This window comes from Planomonospora alba, from assembly GCF_039534085.1.
GTDB lineage: Bacteria > Actinomycetota > Actinomycetes > Streptosporangiales > Streptosporangiaceae > Planomonospora_B > Planomonospora_B alba.
In genome coordinates this window covers 1-18728 of sequence record NZ_BAAAUT010000049.1, presented here as the reverse complement: position 1 = coordinate 18728, position 18728 = coordinate 1, and the positions used below count along the sequence as shown (strand labels likewise).

13 protein-coding genes are annotated in these 18728 nt (G+C 75.6%); 6 read left to right on the top strand and 7 right to left on the bottom strand.

Features of this window, described 5'->3' with window-relative positions:
- Positions 1-20 precede the first annotated feature (20 nt).
- Positions 21-791: an SAM-dependent methyltransferase gene (locus tag ABD823_RS25740; RefSeq protein WP_344863882.1), complete on the bottom strand. Its 771-nt coding sequence runs from the start codon at positions 789-791 to the stop codon at positions 21-23.
- A 245-nt stretch (positions 792-1036) separates the two neighbouring features.
- Between ABD823_RS25740 and ABD823_RS25735 the strand changes: the two genes are divergently transcribed.
- Positions 1037-2095: a MerR family transcriptional regulator gene (locus ABD823_RS25735; protein ID WP_344863880.1), complete on the top strand. Its 1059-nt coding sequence runs from the start codon at positions 1037-1039 to the stop codon at positions 2093-2095.
- Between the two features lie 34 nt (positions 2096-2129).
- Positions 2130-3161 (top strand): YbgA family protein, encoded by a 1032-nt coding sequence (locus ABD823_RS25730; RefSeq protein ID WP_344863878.1) that lies wholly within the window; start codon positions 2130-2132, stop codon positions 3159-3161.
- 136 nt (positions 3162-3297) lie between these two features.
- Here ABD823_RS25730 and ABD823_RS25725 read toward each other — a convergent pair whose 3' ends face one another.
- Complete coding sequence (locus ABD823_RS25725) at positions 3298-3906, bottom strand: TetR/AcrR family transcriptional regulator (RefSeq protein WP_344863876.1); 609 nt, start codon at positions 3904-3906, stop codon at positions 3298-3300.
- 82 nt (positions 3907-3988) lie between these two features.
- Here ABD823_RS25725 and ABD823_RS25720 point away from each other — a divergent pair, with 82 nt between their 5' ends.
- From ABD823_RS25720 to ABD823_RS25710, 3 genes are all read left to right on the top strand, one after another.
- Entirely contained in the window at positions 3989-4831 is an 843-nt protein-coding gene (locus ABD823_RS25720) for an NAD(P)H-binding protein (RefSeq protein WP_344863874.1), read from the top strand.
- 112 nt (positions 4832-4943) lie between these two features.
- Complete coding sequence (locus ABD823_RS25715) at positions 4944-5909, top strand: GlxA family transcriptional regulator (RefSeq protein ID WP_344863872.1); 966 nt, start codon at positions 4944-4946, stop codon at positions 5907-5909.
- Between the two features lie 2 nt (positions 5910-5911).
- Complete coding sequence (locus ABD823_RS25710; RefSeq protein WP_344863870.1) at positions 5912-6535, top strand: DJ-1/PfpI family protein; 624 nt, start codon at positions 5912-5914, stop codon at positions 6533-6535.
- Here the strand turns inward: ABD823_RS25710 and lnt are convergent.
- From lnt to ABD823_RS25685, 5 genes are all read right to left on the bottom strand, one after another.
- Positions 6504-8039 carry an apolipoprotein N-acyltransferase gene (gene lnt / locus ABD823_RS25705; RefSeq protein ID WP_344863868.1) on the bottom strand — a complete coding sequence of 512 codons (1536 nt, stop codon included), beginning with the start codon at positions 8037-8039 and terminating at the stop codon, positions 6504-6506. The two genes, ABD823_RS25710 and lnt, sit on opposite strands and share 32 nt — an antisense overlap.
- Positions 8040-8065: 26 nt before the next feature.
- Positions 8066-9778: a malto-oligosyltrehalose trehalohydrolase gene (treZ, locus tag ABD823_RS25700; protein WP_344863942.1), complete on the bottom strand. Its 1713-nt coding sequence runs from the start codon at positions 9776-9778 to the stop codon at positions 8066-8068.
- Between the two features lie 2 nt (positions 9779-9780).
- On the bottom strand, positions 9781-12096 hold the full coding sequence (gene treY, locus ABD823_RS25695) for a malto-oligosyltrehalose synthase (RefSeq protein ID WP_344863866.1): 2316 nt from the start codon (positions 12094-12096) through the stop codon (positions 9781-9783).
- Positions 12089-14194, bottom strand: coding sequence for a glycogen debranching protein GlgX (gene glgX / locus ABD823_RS25690; protein WP_344863864.1), 2106 nt, complete (start codon positions 14192-14194; stop codon positions 12089-12091). Before glgX ends, treY begins: the two co-directional genes overlap by 8 nt.
- A 112-nt stretch (positions 14195-14306) precedes the next feature.
- On the bottom strand, positions 14307-17696 hold the full coding sequence (locus ABD823_RS25685) for an ATP-binding protein (RefSeq protein ID WP_344863862.1): 3390 nt from the start codon (positions 17694-17696) through the stop codon (positions 14307-14309).
- A 246-nt stretch (positions 17697-17942) separates the two neighbouring features.
- Between ABD823_RS25685 and ABD823_RS25680 the strand changes: the two genes are divergently transcribed.
- Positions 17943-18551 carry an amidohydrolase family protein gene (locus ABD823_RS25680; RefSeq protein WP_344863860.1) on the top strand — a complete coding sequence of 203 codons (609 nt, stop codon included), beginning with the start codon at positions 17943-17945 and terminating at the stop codon, positions 18549-18551.
- Positions 18552-18728 lie beyond the last annotated feature (177 nt).

Below are 18728 nucleotides of genomic sequence, written 5' to 3'. Positions count from 1 at the left end.
CCCGGCGGCGGTCGCGCGTCTCAGCGCTTGCGGCCGACCCCGCCCCAGCCGAGGATCGCCATGCGCTCCAGCACGCCGGGATCGATGAACCGCGCGCTGTCCAGGAGTTCGAAGTCGCCGAAGAAGCGGATGATCTCCTCGACGGTCCGCGGGGTCACCCCCGAGCTCGCCCGGGAGTAGACGTCCTTCATCGTGTCGGTGTCCTTGGCCCGGCGCTCGGTCATCGACAGGTGGGTGATCGTCAGGAAGCTGCCGGGGGCCATCGACTCCCGCAGGGCGGCGACCTCGGCGTAGGGGTCGTCGAGGAAGTGCAGGGTCGCCACCATGAACACGCCGACCGGCTCGTCCGGCTTGACCAGGCCGGTCGCCACCGCCTTGTCCCAGAGCTCGCCGGGGGCGCGCAGGTCGCCCTCGACCATCGCGGTCGTGGGGGTGTTGGCGAGCAGCGCCCTGCCGTGCACGCAGACCACCGGGTCGTTGTCGACGTAGACCGTGCGCGCCTCGGGGGTGACCGCGTGCGCGACCTCGTGCACGTTCTTCTGGGTGGGCAGGCCGGCCCCGATGTCGACGAACTGCCGGACGCCCTCCTCCGCCGCGAGGTGCTGGACCACGTTGCCGAGGAAGCGCCGGTTGAGCCGGACGCCCTCACGCGACTCGGGGAACGCCTTGAGGATCTGCTCGGCGGCCGCCCGGTCGGCGGCGAAGTTGTCCTTGCCGCCGAGCATGAAGTCGTAGATCCGGGCGACGTTGGCCGTGCTCACGTCGATGCCGTAAGGGTTCCGATCGCTCATCACGCCACCTCGCCCCGCTGTCCCGCTCACCGTAGAACGGCGTTTCGGTAGATCGTAGCCGACTGATCCACTCCGCGGCGGACATCCTGAACATCGTTCCGTCCCCGCTCTCCGGCCGCCGGGAGCCCCTTCTCGCACCGGACCGTTCCACGGGATCCGCACCCCGTCCGGGGCTCCGGGCGCACAGGCGCCCGGGGAACGGGCGCGCACGCCACCTGGCAAGCTGGGGCGGAAGGGGTGGGGAGATGGACGAGCAGCGGGCGGGTGCGCGGAACGGGCCGGACGGGCCGGACTACGGCATCGGGGCCGTCTCGCGGCGGCTGGGCGTGCCCGCGCCCACCCTGCGCACCTGGAACCTCCGGTACGGCGTGGGCCCCAGCCGCCGCAGCCCCGGCGGGCACCGGCGCTACGACTCCGCGGACCTGCGGCGCCTGGAGGAGATGAACCGGCTGATCCGGTCCGGGGTCCCGGCCGCGGACGCCGCCCGGCACGTGCTGGGCGCGCTCCCCGCGGCGGAGCCCGCACGGGAGGGCGCCGGGCCGGAGACCGCGGGGAACGCAGTCTCGGAGGCCGCCCCGCACGAGACCCCGGAGCAGGCGCTCCGCGAGGCGGGCGCGGTCCCGGAGCAGGTCCCGACACCGGCGATGCTGGCCCGGGCCGCGATCGCCCTGGACGGCGAGGCCGTCTCCGCCTGGCTCGGCGCGGCCCTGGCCGGGCACGGCGTCCTGTGGACCTGGGAGCGGCTGGTGCTGCCGGTCTTCGCGAGGATCTCCCGGCGCCAACTGGAGACGGGGGCGGCCGTCGACGCCGAGCACCTGTTCTCCGACCGGCTGGCCGCGGCGCTGGCCCCGCTCGCCCGCCGGCCGCCGGCGCCGGTCAACGAACGGCCGGTGCTGCTGGCCTGCGCGCAGGACGAGCAGCACAGCCTGCCGCTGCACGCCCTGGCCGCCGCGCTGACCCTGGACCACCGGATCGAGACGCGCATGCTGGGCGCGCGCACGCCGTACCCGGCGCTGGCGGACGCGATGCGCCGCCTCGGCCCGGCGGTGGTGTTCGTCTGGTCCCAGCTGGCCGAGACCGGCGACCCCGCGCCGCTCGCCGGGCTGCCCGCGCTCCGCCCCCCTGCCCGGATCATGGCGGGCGGCCCGGGCTGGCGCGGAGGGCTGCCGCCGGCCGTCCAGCACGTCACGTCCTTCCGTGACGCCCTCGCCCGGATATCGGCCGCCCTGCGCCGCCCCGTCGCCGACCGGCCCGCCCGCACGCCGGGTGACTTGCGATCACGCCGCCCGAGCGCATATGAATGAGTTTTGAATAGGTTATCTCGGAGAGGAGGCCGTCATGACGGCCACGGACCCGACGACCACCACCGGCCGGACCGCCGAGAGTCCGGTCGCCCTCCCGGAGCGGGGAGCCGGCCCGGCCGGGGTCCGTCCCCGGATCGCGGTCTCCAGCTGCCTGCTCGGCGAGAAGGTCCGCTTCAACGGCGGCCACAGCCGCGACAGGTTCCTCGCCGGGGAGCTGGACCCCTACGTCGACTGGGTGCCGTTCTGCCCGGAGATCGCGCTCGGCCTCGGCGCCCCGCGCGAGACCCTGCGGCTGGAGAACGCCCCCGAGGGGCCGCACCTGGTGACGCGGAAGACCGGCCGGGACCTCACCGGGCCGATGGCCGCCCTGGCCGCCGAACGGGCCCGCACCCTCGACGACGTCGACGGCTACGTCTTCAAGGCCAGGAGTCCCAGCTGCGGCGTCCACGGCGTCCCGGTCCACTCCGGCAGCGCCCCCGCGGGCCGCAGGAGCCGGGGCGTGTTCGCGGCCCCGATCATGGACGCCCACCCGCTGCTGGCGGTGGAGGACGAGGGGCGGCTGCACGACCCGCTGATCCGCGAGACCTTCGTCGAGCGGGTCTTCGCCACCGCCCGCCTCCGGGCGCTGCTGGCGGGCGACTGGCGCCCGCGCGACCTGGTCGCCTTCCACGCCCGCCACAAAATGCAGATCCTCGCCCACGACCCCGACCTCTACCGCGAGGCCGGCCGGGTCGTGGCCCGCGCGGGCACGCTCGGCCGCGGGGAGCTGGCCGCCGAGTACTCCCGGGTCTTCCGCACGGCCCTGGCCAGGAAGGCGAGCCCCGGCCGGCACGTGAACGTGCTCCAGCACTGCGCGGGCATGCTGGGCCGGGCACTGGACCGGGTCCGCCGCGCGGACCTGGCCGAGGTCATCGCCTCCTACGCGGCCGGGCTGGTGCCGCTCAGCGTGCCGGTGGCCCTGCTCCGCCACGACGCGCGCGGCGAGGCCGCCGCCTACGTCGAGGAGCAGACGTACTTCGCGCCGTTCCCCGAGCGGCTCCGCCTGCGCAACCACATTCCGGCCTGAGCCCGGGCCCCGTAAGCGGCGCGGGCTTCGGGAGCGGCCCGGGCTCAGGAGACGGCCGGGCACCCGCGGCGATGCGGGCGGCCGCCGCCCGCGGCCGGCGGAGCGGCCGGGCCGAGGAGCGGCGGGACCGTCCGGCTCAGCCGGCGGGGCGCTCGCCGGTGCCGTCGAGGGAGTCGAGCCAGCGGGTCAGGCGTGCCCCCTGGCGGGTCATGACCTCCGGGTCGCGCAGGGCGTTGGCCAGCAGGGACATGCCCTGGTAGGCACCGACGAAGGTGAGGGCGAGGTCGTCGGGGTCGGGCAGGCCCAGCTCGCGGAACTGGCGCTCCACCCAGTCCAGCAGCAGCCGGACGACCCTGCCCGCCTCCACGTCGAGGCCCCCCTCGGCGCGCTTGTCGAGCTCGACCGCCAGGGTGCCGGTCGGGCAGCCGTAGCGGGCCGCGGTGTCGCGCTGGCCGACCCACGCCTCGACCAGGGACTTGAGGCGCCGGCGCGGGTCGGCGAGCTTGTCGAGCTCGCCGGTCAGCTCGGCGAGGTTGCCGGCGTGCTCGGTGAGCGCGGCCTGGATCAGCTCGTCCTTGGTCTTGAAGTAGTAGTACACGTTTCCGACGGGGACGTCGGCGGCGGCCGCGATGTCGGCGATGGTGGTGCGCTCCGCGCCCTGCTCGTGCAGGACCCGGGCGGCCGCGGCCGCCAGCCGCCGCCGCTTGCCGGCCCCTCGCGCCGAGGCCCTCGCTGAGTTGGTCACCTCACTGACTATAGACAGGCGACCGTCCGGCCGTGCTACCGTCTTTCTCAGTCAGCCAACTAACTTAGAAGTGGGGAACGACATGATCGTGGTGACCGGAGCGACCGGGAACGTCGGCCGTCCGCTCGTGCGGGCGCTCGCGGCGGGCGGCGGGCAGGTGACGGCGACCTCCCGGGGGATCTCGGCGGCGGACGTGCCGGAGGGCGTCGGGCACCGGCGGGCGGACCTGGCCGACGCCGGGAGCCTGCGGCCCGTCCTCGACGGCGCCGACGCGCTGTTCCTGCAGAGCGGCGGCGCCGCGCACGCGCTCGACCCCCGGGCCATCCTCGACGCCGCCGAGGCCGGCGGCGTGCGGCGGGTGGTGCTGCTGTCCTCCCAGGGGGTGGCGACCCGGCCGCAGTCGGCCTCCCACGGGCTCCTCATGCGGTCCATCGAGGACGCCGTCCGGCAGTCGGGCATGGAGTGGACGATCCTGCGGCCCGGCGGCTTCGCCTCCAACACCTACGCCTGGGCCGAGGCGGTCCGTACGACGCGGACCGTCACCGCGCCGTTCGGCGATGTCGGCCTGCCGGCCGTCGACCCGGTCGACATCGCCGAGGTCGCCGCGGCGGCGCTACGCGAGGACGGCCACGGCGGGCAGGTCTACGAGCTGACCGGCCCCGCCCCCGTCACGCCCCGGCAGCAGGCCGAGGCGATCGGCGAGGCCCTCGGCGAACCCGTCCGGTTCGTCGAGCAGACCCCCGACCAGGCCCGCGCGCAGATGCTGCGGTTCATGCCCGAGCCCGTGGTCGAGACCACCCTCGCCATCCTCGGCACCCCCACCCCCGCAGAGCGGCGCGTCAGCCCCGACGTCGAGCGCGTCCTGGGCCGCGCACCCCACGCCTACACCGCCTGGGCGCGGCGCAACGCCGCGGCGTTCCGCTGACCCCGGCCCGGCGGAGGCGACGGCCGCGGTGATGACGACGGCCGTCGCCATGGCGTGAAACGCAATGATCGTGTCGTTGCCGCCGCGGCGGTACGGCGCCCAGCATGGACGTGTGCCCCGCGACATCGTCCTCGTGATCTTCGACGGCTTCCAGCTGTTCGACCTGGCCGGACCGGCCGACGTGTTCGCGACCGCGAACCTGTGCACCCGGTCGGACGGCTACCGGTTGCGCGTGGCGGCCGTGCGGGCGGGCGCCGTACCGGCGCACAACGGCATCGCGGCCACGGCGCAGGTCCCGCTCGGCGGGATCACCGGGCCGGTCGACACCCTGATGGTCGTCGGCGGCCTGTCGGTGCCCGAACGCCTGCGCGACCGGGGCCTGGTGGACGGGATCGCCCGGCTGGCCCGCTCCGCCCGCCGGGTGGCGTCGGTGTGCAACGGGGCGCTGCTGCTGGCCGAGGCCGGGCTGCTCGACGGCAGGCGCGCGACCACGCACTGGCTGACCGCCGGCGAGCTCGCCCGCCGCTACCCCGGCGTCGAGGTGGACGCCGACCCCGTCTACGTCCGGGACGGCGACGTGTGGACCTCCGCCGGGGTCAGCGCCGGGGTGGACCTCGCCCTGGCCCTGGTGGCGGAGGACCACGGCCACCGGCTGGCCCGGGACGTGGCACGGGGCCTGGTGGTGTACCTGCACCGTCCCGGCGGGCAGAGCCAGTTCAGCGCGCCGCTGCGGGCGCTGGTCCCCCGCAGCGAACCGCTGCGGGAACTGCAGGCGTTCATCGACGCCCACCCCGCCGAGGACCTGCGCGTCCCCGCCCTCGCCCGGCGCGCCGGGATGAGCGAGCGCCACTTCTCCCGCGTCTTCACCGCGCAGACCGGCCTGCCGCCCGGCCGGTACGTCGAGCGCAGCCGCGCCGACGCCGCCCGCCGCCTGCTGGAGACGACCGACCACCCGCTGGACCGGGTCGCCCGGGAGTGCGGGCTGGGCACCCCCGAGACCCTCTACCGCCTCTTCCGCCGGCACTGGCGGACCTCACCCGGCGACTACCGCCGCCGGTTCCACGTCAAGGAGAGCTGACCGTGCACGTCGTCATCCCGCTGTACCCCCGTTTCACCGCGCTCGACGCCGTCGGCCCGTACACGGTGCTGGCCTTCGCGCCCGGCTGGACGGTCACCTTCGCGGCCGCCGAGACCGGACCGGTCGCCGACGACCGCGGCTCCCTGTCCCTGGCCGCCACCGCCCGCCTGGCCGACCTGCCGCACCCGGACGTGGTCGTGGTCCCCGGCGGGCCCGGAACGCTCGACGCGCTGTCCGATCCCGCCCTGGTCGGCTGGGTCGCCCGGGCGCACGAGCACACCCGGTGGACGGCCTCGGTGTGCAGCGGCTCCTTCCTGCTGGGCGCGGCCGGCCTGCTGCGCGGGCGCCGGGCCACCACCCACTGGGGATGGCTCGACCGCCTCGCCGGCTTCGGCGCCGAGCCCGTGGGCGAGCGCGTGGTCGCGGACGGCAGGGTGGTGACCGCCGCGGGCGTCTCGGCCGGGATCGACATGGCGCTGACCCTGCTGGCCGAGGCCACCGACCGGGAGACCGCGCAGGCCGTGCAGCTGGCGATCGAGTACGACCCGCGGCCCCCGTTCGAGGCGGGCTCGCCGAAGACCGCCCCGGCCGGCCTCACCGACCGCGCCCTGAGCCTGATCGGCTGATCCGCGCACGGAGGCGACCGCCCCGGCCGCGGCCCGCCCGGCGGACGGCGAGCGCGGCGGCGGCCGCGGCCAGGACGCCGCCGGCCAGGGCGGGCAGCCAGTCCCCCCAGCGCACGTACGGCGTCACCTCACGGGAGAGCGGGACCTCGACCACGAAGGTCCCGCGCCGGTCGGGAGGCATCCAGGCCAGGCGCCCGCCGCGGGCGTCGAACGCCGCGGAGGTCCCGTCGAGTTCCACGAGCACCGCGGGCCGGCCGGACTCGACCGCCCTGACGGCCTCGGATGCGGCCTGCTGAGCGTGGGCCCAGCTGCCGTGGAACGTGGTGAGCGAGCCCTGGACGATCACCACGTCCGCCCCCATGCGGGCGAGCTCGCGCCGCATGTCGGGGAAGGTCGACTCGTACGAGATGAGCGGGCCGATCCTGTGGCCGGCCACCGGCAGGATCGTCAGCGCGTCGCCGGTCGCCCGGTCCTGCCCGGCCGCGGCGGTGTGGTCCGCGATCCAGCCCAGCAGCGGCCGGAGCGGGACGTACTCGCCGAACGGCACGAGACGCTGCTTGACGTAGACGCCCCTGAGCCCGGCGGCGGAGTACTGGCGGGTGGACTTGGTGATCCGGCCCGAGGGGTCGGCGGCGTCCACGTTGACCAGCAGGTCGGCGCCCGCCTCCGCGGCCGCCCGCCGCAGCGCGCGCTCCGCGCCGGGCCGCCGCGCGGGGTCGAGCGCGACGCTGCTCTGCCCCCAGACGACGACGTCGGGCGCGCGGCCGGCGAGTCCGCGGGTCAGGCGCAGGTGCTCGGCGAGGCGCCGCTCCGGGCCGGGCACGACCCCCGGCTGGACGCCCGCCACCCGCATGGTCCCCGCCTCGGCGGGCCCGGGCCGCAGCACGCCGGAGACGGCGGCGGCCAGGGCCAGCACCACGGCGGCGCCTCCCGCGACCGCCCGGATCCGCCGATCCGCGCCCCGGAGCACGGCGACGGCGAGCCCCGTGTTGACGGCGACCAGCAGGAAGCTCAGCAGCCACACGCCTCCCAGGGCGGCGACCGCGAGCACCGGCCGCACCTGCCACTGGCTCAGGCCCAGCAGCCCCCACGCCCCGCCCAGGTGCTTCCAGGAGCGGACCGCCTCGGTCACCACCCAGACCGAGGGCAGCACCGGCAGCGCCGCCAGGAGCCCGACCGGCGAGACGGGCCGCCGGAGCAGCCCGTGGGCGACGAGCCCGAACGGCACCCAGAACAGCCCCGCGACGGCCACCGCGAGCGGCGCGAACACCCCGAGGGAGGGCAGCAGCCAGTGGAGCAGCGTCCCGAAGAAGCCGGCGGCCGCGGACCAGCCGCGCCACGCCGCCTCCCGGAACGAGCCCGCCCGGGCCAGCATGACCAGGAGGGGCACCAGCCCGGCCCACGCCCACCACCAGGCGCCGGCGGGCGGGAGGGTCAGGGCGAGCGCCGCCCCGGCCGCGGCGGCCGCCAGGCGCATCCTCCACCGGGAGGGTGAGCCGGTCACCTGTCCGGTCCCCGGTCCCGCCGCGGTCAGACCCGCAGGATCGCCAGGGAGCGGGCGGGCAGGGTCAGGTCGTCGCCGTCGAGGCCGACTCCGGGGTCGGAGGCGAGCACGATCCCGGCCGGCCGTACCGGGAGGGTGACCGGGGCGCGGCCGAGGTTGGCCGCCACCCGGAACGCGCCCCGGTGCACCACCAGCCAGGAGCCGGAGTGCTCCACCCGGACCCGGTCCAGGCGCGGGTCCGACAGGTCCGGATGGGCGCGGCGCAGCGCGATGAGCGCCCGGTACCAGTCGAGGTGCGCCCGGTGCGCGTCCTGCTCCAGCTCGCTCCAGTCGAGCTTGGAGCGCAGGAACGTCAGCTCGTCACCGGGGTCGGGCGCCTTCTCCGCCCAGTCGTCGTAGCCGAAGCCGACGAACTCCCGGCGCCGCCGGTCGGCCTCGCCCTCGCGCAGCTGCGGCTCCACGTGGTCGGTGAAGAACAGGAACGGCGTGCGCGTGCCCCACTCCTCGCCCATGAACAGCATCGGGGTGAAGGGCGAGGTCAGCAGGAGCCCGGCGGCCAGCCGGAGCGCCTCGGGGTCCATCCGGTCGCCCTCGGCGCGGTTGCCGATCTGGTCGTGGTTCTGCGCGCAGACGACGAACCGGTGGCCGGGCACGTGCCGGGCCGGGCGGCCGTGGCACCGGCGGCGGAAGGACGAGTAGGTCCCGTCGTGGTAGTAGCCCGAGGTCAGCACCTTGGCCAGCGCGCCGGTCGAGGCGTCGGCGAAGTCGGCGTAGTAGCCGTGCCGCTCCCCGGTGACGGCCGTGTGCAGGGCGTGGTGCACGTCGTCGTTCCAGGCCGCCGCCAGGCCGTACCCGCCGGCCTCGCGCGGCGTCATCAGCCGCGGGTCGTTGAGGTCGGACTCGGCGATGAGCGTCAGCGGGCGGCCGAGCGCGGCCGACAGCGCGTCCACCTCGGCCGCCAGCTCCTCCAGGAAGTGCACGGCCCGGTCGTCGTGGAGCGCGTGCACGGCGTCCAGCCGCAGGCCGTCGACGTGGTAGTCGCGCAGCCACTGCAGCGCGTTGCCGATGAAGTAGCGCCGCACCTCGTCGGAGCCGGGGCCGTCCAGGTTGACCGCCTGCCCCCAGAAGGAGGAGGCGGAGGAGTGGAAGTACGGGCCGAAGGGGGCCAGGAAGTTGCCGGACGGCCCCAGGTGGTTGTAGACGACGTCGAGGATGACGCCGAGCCCGCGGCCGTGGCAGGCGTCCACGAACCGCTTGAAGCCGTCGGGGCCGCCGTAGTTGTCGGTGACGGCCCACAGGTCCACCCCGTCGTAGCCCCAGTTGCGCCCGCCGGGGACCGGCGGCACCGGCATGACCTCGACGAAGTCGACGCCCAGGCCCACCAGGTGGTCGAGCCTGCCGACGGCCGCGTCGAACGTCCCCTCCGGCGTGAAGGTCCCGATGTGCAGCTCGTAGACCACCGAGCCGGGCAGGGACCGGCCCGTCCACGCCTGGTCGCTCCAGGTGAACCGGCCGTGGTCGTAGACCCGGCTCGGCCCGAAGACCCCCTCCGGCTGCCAGCGGGTGCGCGGGTCGGGCAGCGGCTCGCCGCCGTCCAGCCGGAACCGGTAGTCGGTGCCGTGCCCGGCCCCCGGGACCTCCGCCGACCACCAGCCGCCCGCCCCGGGCCGCATCGCGTGCCGCTCCCCGCCGATCTCCACCTCGACCGACGACGCCTCCGGCGCCCACACCTCGAACATCATCAGTTCCTCTCCAGCAGCGCGACCGGGTGACGGGACAGCAGGCGGGCCATGGGGACGGGCCCGGTGTGCTCGGCGCCGGACAGCAGGTCCCGCCAGCGCCCGGGCGGCAGGTCGAGGGCCTCGCTCCCCCAGCCGCCGCGCCGTTCCAACCCGACCGGGAGCCGGGTGGCCACCGCCACGGCCCGCTCCCCGCGGGCGAAGGCGACCGCGTGCTCCCCGGCCTCCAGCGGCGTGTACGGCGCCGCAGGCCCAAGCCTGCGGCGCAGGCCCAGCGCCTGCCGGGTGACGAGCAGCTTGGCGGCGTCCCAGGCGGACCAGCCGGGCCCGGCCGACCCGGCGGAGTCCACCGCCCCGGCCCCGGACCCGGCCAGCATGCGCCGGCGGAGCGCGAAGTCCACCGGGCGGCGGTTGTCCGGGTCCACCAGGGAGAAGTCGGTGATCTCGTTGCCCCAGTACAGGTCGGGCACGCCGGGCATCATCAGCTGGACCAGCTTCTGGCCCAGCGAGTTGGACCGGGCGTACGGCTCGATCCGGGCGGCGAACTCCGCGACCGAGGCCCCGCACTCGCCGATCGCCCGCTCCACGAAGGCCCGCAGCCCCTCGGTGTAGGCCGGGTCGGGCGTCGCCCAGGAGATCGCGGTCTTGGCCTCGCGGGCCGCCTTGAACAGGTAGTCGAAGAACCGGTCCGGGCCGATCGGCCAGGCCGCCATGAGGTTCTGCCAGGCCAGGTAGTCCAGCGCCGGGTCGAAGGAGACCTTCGCCGACCACTCGGTGACCGCCGCCTCCCACTCCCCCGGGAGCTCCGACAGCACCGCCAGCCGGGCCCGCACGTCCTCCGAGCGCTTGGTGTCGTGGGTGGAGAGCGTGGTCATCGTGGCCGGGGACATGCCGCGGCAGAAGGCGTGGAAGTCCTCCACCGGCCCGCCGAACCGGTCCGGCTCCCCGCCCACCTCGTTCAGGCACGCCAGCGGGTACCACCGGTACAGCGCGGTGTCCTCCACGCCCTTGGCCATCACCGGGCCGCAGGTCTGCTGGAAGCGGACGACCGCCTCGGCCGGGCCGTGCAGGACCTTCTCCACGGTCTCGGCGACCGGGGCGCCCTCCGGCAGGCGAGCGGCGGCCAACTCCCCCGCCCGCTCGACGATCGCCGCCGAGGCCGCGGGCACCGGCTCGCCCGGCACCGCGTACGCCCGGTAGACCGGCATGGCCGCCAGCAGCTCGGCGAGCGCGGCGCGGTCGGTGCCGACCAGCGCGTGCAGGCGGTCGAGTTCGGCGCCGAAGAACAGGTCGAGCACGTGCTTCTTGGCGTCGTAGACCACCTGCGCGTACTCGCGCGGCATACCGGTCAGCCGGACGAACAGGTCGGTCAGCGGCCCGGCCCCGGCCGGGTCCACGAACAGGCCGGTGATCCGGTTGAGCGCGTCGTAGCCGGTGGTGCCGTCGCAGTCCCAGTCGGCGGGCAGCCGCTCGTCGCCGACGAGGATCTTCTCCGCGACCGTCCACACGCCGCCCGACGCGGCGCGCAGCCGGGCCAGGTAGCCGCGCGGGTCGGCCAGGCCGTCGGGGTGGTCCACCCGCAGGCCGCCGATCACCCCCTCGGCGACCAGGTCCAGGATGACCCGGTGGGTGGCCTCGAAGACCTCCGGGTCCTCCACCCGCAGGCCGATCAGCGAGGACACGTCGAAGAACCGCCGGTAACCGGGGCCGTTGCGCCAGTCGACCAGCCGGTAGTGCGTGTCCGGCCAGGGGAACTCGTGGTCGTGGTAGCGCAGCACGCCGCCGTCCACGACGGGCTCGGTGTCGTCGCCGATCACCGGCATGTCCACCTTGCCGTCCGACCAGTCGATGTCGAACCACGCCGCGTACGGCGAGGCCGGCCCCTCGGCGAGCACCGACCACAGCGCCGCGTTGCCCGACTCGGGCACCGGGACCGTCATGTGGTTGGGCACGATGTCCACGACGACGCCCAGCCCGTGCTCGGCGAGCGCGGCGGCCGCCGCGCGCAGGCCCTCGATCCCGCCGAACTCGGCCCGGATCCGCGAGTGGTCGGTGACGTCGTAGCCGTGCCGCGACGGCGGGTCGGCCTGCAGGACCGGCGACAGGTAGACGTGGCTGACCCCGAGGTCGCGCAGGTAGGGGGCGAGCTCGGCCACCCGGTCGAACCCGAAGTCGGGCGTCAGCTGGAGGCGGTAGGTGGACACGGGGGCGGCGGGCCGGGCGCCGCCGCCGGGGCCGGGCCGGGCCGCGGAGCCCGGCCCGGGAGCCGTGCCGGCGGGGGCGGAGACCGCACCGGAGGCGGGGGCGGGCTCAGACACGGCGCAGCACCCGCATCGAGCGGCCGGAGACCGGCACCCCCTCGCCCGCCCGGCAGAGCGGCACCTCCAGCGTGATCGGCATCGCCGTGTCGATCTCCGTGAGCCACATGTCGCCGTAATCCTCCGGGATCGTGAACTTGATGGTCTCGTGGTGGGCGTTGATCAGCAGCAGGAAGGAGTCGTCGGTGATCCGCCGGCCCCGGCGGTCCGGCTCGGTGATGGCCTCGCCGTTCAGGAAGACGGCCAGCGACTTGGCGTATCCGACGTTCCAGTCGGCGTCGGTCATCCGCGTGCCCGCCGGGGTGAGCCAGGCGATGTCGCTCAGCTCGTCGTCCGAGCCGCGCACCGGCCGCCCGTAGAAGAAGCGGCGCCGCCGGAAGACCGGGTGCTCGGCGCGGAGCTTGGCCAGCTTGCAGGTGAACTCCAGCAGCAGCCAGTTCTCCCGGACGTCGGACCAGTCGACCCAGCTGATCTCGTTGTCCTGGCAGTAGGCGTTGTTGTTGCCCCGCTGGGTGCGGCCCAGCTCGTCGCCGTGGGAGAGCATCGGCACGCCCTGCGACAGGAACAGCGTCGTCAGGAAGTTGCGCTTCTGCTGCTCGCGCAGCGACTCGATGGCCAGGCTCGCCGGCCCCTCCGCGCCGCAGTTCCAGGACCGGTTGTCGTCGGTGCCGTCCCGGTTGTCCTCCCCGTTGGCCTCGTTGTGCTTGTGGTCGTAGGAGACCAGGTCGGTGAGGGTGAAGCCGTCGTGGCAGGTGACGAAGTTGATCGAGGCCGCAGGGCGGCGGCTGTCGTCCTGGTAGAGGTCGGACGAGCCGGTCAGCCGCGAGGCGAACTCGGGCAGCGCGGCCGGCTCGCCCCGCCACAGGTCCCGGATCGTGTCGCGGTAGCGGCCGTTCCACTCGGTCCACCGGGCCGGGAAGTTGCCGACCTGGTAGCCGCCCGGCCCCACGTCCCACGGCTCGGCGATGAGCTTCACCTGGGAGAGCACGGGGTCCTGGTGGACCAGGTCGAAGAAGGCGCTGAGCCGGTCCACCTCGTGCAGCTCCCGGGCGAGCGTGGCCGCCAGGTCGAACCGGAAGCCGTCGACGTGCATCTCGGTGACCCAGTAGCGCAGCGAGTCCATGATCAGCTGCAGCACCTGCGGCGAGCGCATCAGCATGCTGTTGCCGGTGCCGGTGGTGTCCATGTAGTAGCGCCGGTCGTCCTCGACGAGCCGGTAGTAGGCCTCGTTGTCGATGCCGCGCATGCTCAGCGTCGGGCCGAGGTGGTTGCCCTCGGCGGTGTGGTTGTAGACCACGTCGAGGATGACCTCGATGCCCGCCTCGTGCAGCGCCTTGACCATGGCCTTGAACTCCAGCACCTGCCCGCCGCGCTGCCCGCTGGAGGAGTAGGCGTTGTGCGGGGCGAAGAAGCCGATGGTGTTGTAGCCCCAGTAGTTCGTCAGCCCCCGGTCGGCGAGCGGGTGGTCGGTGACGAACTGGTGCACCGGCATCAGCTCCACCGCCGTGACGCCCAGGCTCAGCAGGTGGTCGATGATCTCCGGGTGGCCGAGGGCGGCGTAGGTGCCGCGGATGCGCTCCGGGATCTTCGGATGCTTGATCGTCAGGCCCTTGACGTGCGCCTCGTAGATCACCGTGTCGTGGTACGGCGTGGCGGGCGGGCGGTCGTGCCCCCACCCGAAGAACGGGTTGACCACCACCGAGCGCGGCATGAACGGCGCCGAGTCCGCGTCGTTGCGGCTGTCCGGCCGGCCGAAGCGGTAGCCGTACACCGCCTCGTCCCACTTCACGTCCCCCTCGATGGCCTTGGCGTAGGGGTCGATCAGGAGCTTGGCGGGGTTGCAGCGCTGCCCGCGCGCCGGATCGTAGGGACCGTGCACGCGGTAGCCGTACCGCTGCCCGGGACCGATCCGGGGCAGGTAGCCGTGCCAGACGTGGCCCTCGACCTCGGTGAGGCGGACCCTGGTCTCGTTGTCCTCGTCGTCGAACAGGCACAGTTCGACCTTCTCCGCGGCCTCGGAGAAGAGCGCGAAGTTGGTCCCCGCGCCGTCATAGGTGGCCCCCAGCGGATAGGGGTCACCCGGCCAGATTTCGATCATTTCACCGCCCTTCAGCGGTGAGGAGATGCCCAATACTCCCAGGGGCATGCATGTTCCGGCGGTCCCGCTGCGGCCGGTTCCGCGCTCCCGCCCGCCGCGGGGCGCGCCCGCCTCAGCCGGTGATCCGCTCCCGCAGGCGGCGCAGGGCCGGCTCGTGGACCCGGGTGCCGGCGCGGCGCACGAACTCCTCGGCCGCCCGCAGGTGCCCTGCGGCCCGCTCCCGGTCGCCGAGCAGCAGTGCCAGCCGGGCCAGGCACAGGTCGGCGACCGACCAGCCCAGCAGGCGCCCCGCGTGCGGCGCCAGGTGGCGGGCCAGGACCCGGCCGGCGTCCTCGTCCCCCAGCTCCGCGCACAGTTCGCTGACCGCGTCCGGGACGGCTCGGTAGCCGAGGTCCGGCAGCAGGCCGGCGAAGCCGTCACGGGCGAGCGCGGCGAGCCCGGAGCGCGCCTCCCCCTCCCGCCCCAGGTCGGTCAGGGCCAGGCAGCGCAGGACCTGCCAGGGCCGCTGCCCCGCGCGGCGGGCGAGGACCTCCTCGGCCAGCGCCAGCGCCTCGGCCGCCCGCCCGTCCGCGCGCAGGGCGAGGAAGCGCAGCGTCTCACGCCGCAGGTGCGCGTCACCGCGGCCCAGCGCCCCCTCCGGGTGGGCCGCCCCGGCCTCCTCGGCCGCCGCGAGCGCGTCGCCGAACCGCCCGTCCAGGTAGGCGTGGACCGCGCCCTGCCAGGCGGCCAGGCCCGCCATCGAGGGGGATCGCAGCCGCCCGGCGGTCTCCCGCAGCCAGGCGAGGTCCTGCCGCGCGCCGGCGCGCTCCCCCCGGGCGGTCCGCTCGACGTGGCCGCTCTCCCGCCCGATCCACTCCGTCACCAGGTCGCCGGTGCGCACGCCGATCTCCACGATCTCGTCGATGACGGCGCGCCGCAGGTCGTGCTCGCCGCCGGAGCGCAGCAGCAGCTCCCAGGAGATCAGCGCGCGGGCCAGGGCCGCGTCGTCCCCGGTGCCGCGGGCCAGCCGTACGGCCTGCTCGGCCAGCTCCAGGCTGCGGGCGGGCGGCCGCTGCGTGGAGCCGATGAACGCCGAGGCGGCCAGCAGCCGGGCACGCCACGGCGAGGCGTCGGCCAGGTCGGCGGCGAGGGCCCGGTCGATCCGCCCGGCCAGCCGTTCGACCCCGGTCACCTCCTCGTACATGGCCAGGTAGATCTGGTCGGACAGGCCCAGCGCCGCCCGGGCCAGCCGGGTGCCGTCGCCGAGGTCCTCGGCGATCCGCGCGGCCTCCTCCAGGCAGGGCTGCGCGGCGGTGCTCATGCCCGCCGCCGCCCGCGCCTCGGCCAGGTCGAGCAGCAGGTCGCAGCGGAGCGGGTCGTCCGCGCGGGGCAGCCGGTCCACCAGGGCGAGCGCCCGCTCCAGGTGCTCCACCGCGTCCTCGTGGGCGAACTGCGCCGTCGCCTGCGCCGCCGCGCGGCGGGCGTAGCCGATCGCCTTGCCCGCCGTGGGCCCGGTCAGCGCGCTCTCGCCGTAGTGGTGGGCGATCTCGGTCAGGCGGGCCCCGCCCCGCTCCTCCAGCACCTCGGCGATCCGGGCGTGCAGGCGCCTGCGCCGCAGCGGCGGCAGCGCCCCGCGCAGCACGTCGCGGACGATGTCGTGGACGAACCGGCAGGTCAGCCCGTCCCCGGCGGCCAGCAGCCGGGCGCGCACGGCGGCGTCGAGGATGTCGAGCACCTGCTCGGCGGGCAGGTCCGCCACCCGGAGCAGGACGTCGGTCGCCGCGTCCCGGCCGAGTAGGGCCGCGACGGTCAGCACCTCCTCGGTCCCGGGCGGCAGCCCGGCCAGCCTGCCGCGCACCACGTCCGCCAGATCGGCCGGCTCGCCGGGGACCGCCCCGTCCGGGTGCAGCAGCTCGCCGAGGAAGAACGGGTTGCCCGCGGTCAGCCGGGCCAGCTCGGCCGCCCGCCCCACCTCGGACCCGGCCAGGCCGAGGTAGGTGCGGATGTCGTCCTCGGCCAGGCCGCGCAGCTTCAGCCGGTGCACGTGGGGGAGGCGGACCAGGGCGCCGAGGGTGTGCTCCAGCGGGCCGCCGGGCCGTACGTCGGTGTCGCGGTAGGCGGCCACCACGGTCAGGTCCGGGCAGAGCCGCGTCGAGGCGAGGAACTCCAGCAGCCGGAGCGAGGAGGCGTCGGCCCACTGCAGGTCGTCGAGGACGACCAGGACCCGGCCGTGCCCGTCCAGCAGCCGGGCGAACGCCTCGTACAGCCGGAACGGGCCGCGCTCTGCCGCGGGGCCCGCCGTCCCGGTGAGCCCTTCCCTCCCGGCCTGCCCCGCGCCGGGGCCCGACAGCTCCGCGGCGGCCTGCGTCCACGGCCAGAAGGGCGGCGCGCCGCTCCCGTCCCAGCAGCGGCCCCACGCCACCCGGCGGCCGTGCGCCCGCGCGGCCTCCGCGGCGTGCTCGGCCAGGCTCGTCTTGCCGATGCCGGGCTCCCCCGCCAGCAGCACCACCCGGTGGCCGCCCGAGGTCACCGCCCGGTCGAGCACGGCGATCTCGGCTTCCCTGCCGACCAACGGGATCCCGCCGTCCGCCCCGGCCGCCCCGTCCGCCCCCTGCCGGGCCCCGTCCCGGGACGGCCCGTCGGCGGGCCCGGCCCCGGCCGCGTCTCCCCCGGCCGCGTCTCCCCCGGCCGCGTCGGCTCCCACCGGGCCGGCGTCCCCGGCCGGCCCGCCTCCGATCCGGCCGCCCGCTCCCCGGGGGATGAGCGCCGGGTCCTGGGCGAGGATGCGCCGCTCCAGCTCCCGCGCCCGGGGGCCGGGGTCCAGGCCGAGCTCCTCCACCAGCAGCCTGCGGCCCTCGGCGAGTACGGCCAGCGCGTCGGCCTGCCGTCCGGCCTGGTAGAGCGCGTGCGCGCCGAGCACGCGCAGCCTCTCCCTGAGCGGGTGGGCGGCCACCAGCCGGGCCAGGGCCCCGGTGAGCTCCCCGCCCCGGCCGAGCGCGAGGCCCGCCTCCGCGGCGTCCTCCTCCAGCACCAGCCGGAGCTCCGCCAGGTGGACCCTCTCCTCCTCGGCCCACGGGGCACCGTCGAAGTCGGCCAGCGGCTCCCCCCGCCACTCCTCCAGCGCCCGCCGGAACTCCCGGGCCGCGCCCGCCTGCTCCCCCGCCGCGGCCAGCCTCCTGCCCTCGGCCGCGCGGGCACGCACCCGCGCCAGGTCGAGGTCGGCCGCTCCGATGGCGAGCGCGTAGCCCCCGGGCCGGCTGACCAGGACCGCCGGGGGTGTGCGGGGCGGCCGGTCCGGTTCGAAGACGCGCCGGAGCTTCGACACGTATGCCTGGACGGTGTTGACCGCCCCCGGCGGGGGCGCGTCCTCCCAGAGGGCGTCGATCATGCGCGTCGGGGTGACCGGCCGGGGCGCGGCGAGCATGCACAGGGCCAGCACCGCGCGCTGCTGGGCGGGACCGATGTCCAGCCGCTCCCCGCCGTCACCGATCACCCCGACCGGTCCCAGCACCCGAAAGTCCATCCCGGCCACCTCGCTCCCGAACTGCGCCGATGGTAGCCCTTCGCCCCCGATGCGCCATCCCTTCGACCATCCCGCACGGTCCACCCCACCCGCCTCCTCCTGTCCGCCCTTCCCGCACGCGGGCCTCGGCGCCGGAGCCCGCCCCGACCCGCCCCGGCCGTACCGGTTCACCGGACGCCTCGACACGCAGGGCGCGACCCCGGAGTACCGGACGGATCGGGGGCCCACCTGTAGGACGATGGAAGTGTGAGCTTCCAACTGGCCGTCTGGCACGAGCCCGAGCCGATCACCAAGGAACACGCGGAGAGCACCTTCCGGGCGCTCCGCAGCGGACAGACCGGAGCGGTCGCGGCGCATCCCGGCGTGGGGGCGTTCGTCGAGCGCCTGCCGGAGGCCCGGCAGATCTCTCCCGGGTACGCCCTCGTCACCGTGGAGCTGGAGCGCTCCGACGAGGTGGGGGGCGCCGCCTTCGAGGCGGCCCGGGAGTGCGGGCTGGTCTGCTACGACCCGCAGCGCCACCTGGTGCACAACCGCGAGCCCCTGGGCGCCTACCCCGGCATGCAGATGCACACCGGCGACGGCATGCTCCTCGTCGACCCCGACCTCCAGCTCGTCCACGACGCGCTGGCCACGATGTCGCCGCAGAACCCGTTCACCGCCCTGGTCGTCTTCGGTCAGCACTTCATCCAGACCTCCCCGGAGCCCGGTGGCTACGAACTGGAGTACAAGGACAGCGTCCGGGGCGTCATCTACCGCACGCACGTGGAGGACCTGAAGACCGTCCAGGAGGCTTTCGCCGAGTACGCCGTCGACAACCGCGCCTTCATGGAGCGCCACGACTGGAAGCGGATCTGACCCCGCGGGGTCTCCTCTCCCCCGGCCCTCTTCGCCGGATCCCGCGTCCGGTCCCTTCCCCGCGTCTTTTCCTGGTCCCGCCTCCGGCGTGCCTTCGCCGGGTCCCGGGCCCGCGTGGTGCGGCCGGGTCCCGGGCCCGGGTGGCCGGTCGCCGGGGGCGCGGGGACGGGCCGGTGC